The sequence below is a fragment of the Candidatus Infernicultor aquiphilus genome, from assembly GCF_002784285.1.
Lineage (GTDB): Bacteria > Atribacterota > Phoenicimicrobiia > Phoenicimicrobiales > Phoenicimicrobiaceae > Infernicultor > Infernicultor aquiphilus.
This window is the reverse complement of the sequence record NZ_PFKO01000264.1, coordinates 1-1,163: the sequence shown is the minus strand read 5'-3', so window position 1 is coordinate 1,163 and position 1,163 is coordinate 1. Positions and strand designations below refer to the sequence as shown.

Genomic DNA, 1,163 nt, shown 5'->3' with positions numbered 1-1,163 from the left:
GATAAAGAAAAATTCTCTCAAGAAATATCTAAATATAAAAATAGCCCAAAAAACATTACCATAATCAGCATAGAAAATATACTAAAAAACAATCATTAATAGACACAAAGGAAGTGAAATTTGTGGAAACTAAAAATCTTATAGGTACTACTGAATCTGAAATATTAGAATGGAAATCCTCTCTCTCCCAACTGAACAGAATAAATGCACGATTTTTATTCCCCAGGTCATAGGTAAATTTGTAATTTGTAATTTTGACAATTATCCTAAACTTAATTATAATAAATTTGGAAGTAATTTCCATTTAGGATCATAAACTATATAATATGTAGTGATATTGTAGTAAAAATAGCTTATAAAATATTAAGAGGTTATTGATGATAGAGCAAAGGCAAATACAAATTACTAATTTCGCCAGTCCATACGAAAGAGATAAAGGCGATTCCTGATATATATGAACGTGTTTAGATAAAAACTATTTTAGATAGATTTGGAGTACATGCTGATGTTAATATTGATAAAACAAGAGAAAGAGCAGAAGAATTAGTTAATATAGGTTTTGGGGTAGCTGATGCAGCACATATTGCTTTTGCAGAGAAATCGAGGGCACCTTTTATAAGTTGTGATGACCAGCTTATTAAAAAGTGTTTGAAGCATAAAGTAAAAATATGGTGCGGTAATCCGGTTATTTTTTGCGAGAAGGAGGGATTAAGATGAAAACTGTAAAATATATGGATGAAGAAAAAGCAATTAAAAAAGCGATGCAGGTGCTTATAAAGGAATTGGGACCAGTAGAAGCTATTAGATTTATAACTATTCCAAAAAGCAGAAGAATTGAAAGTGTAAAACGGCATAGAGAATGGCAAAAAATATTGAGTAAGGATATATTTTTTGATGAAGTTTTTGCAGATAAATCCACATAAACCGTAGGACAGACCTTTTACTGTCCAGATCTTCTTTCCCCTCGCCCTTGAGTGGGGAGGACGATTCATCGAACCCGTCTTATGCACATACGTAGGAAACAAAAGGGGACTGACTACTCCCCTTTTTCCATCTCGCTCGCACCTCGTTTTCTTGACATCACCATTCTTTTACAGTATAATTTTCTTAAGTTCACATCCTGAACATTAAACTCTGTCATTGCGAGGGAGTGAAACGACCGA

The 1,163-nt window shown here is 32.8% G+C and carries 1 protein-coding gene; it reads left to right on the top strand.

Translation table 11 applies throughout. The features are described 5' to 3' along the window. Positions 1 to 713: 713 nt before the first annotated feature. Entirely contained in the window at positions 714 to 923 is a 210-nt protein-coding gene (locus COZ07_RS07165; RefSeq protein ID WP_406607887.1) for a hypothetical protein, read from the top strand. The last annotated feature ends 240 nt before the right edge of the window (positions 924 to 1,163 follow it).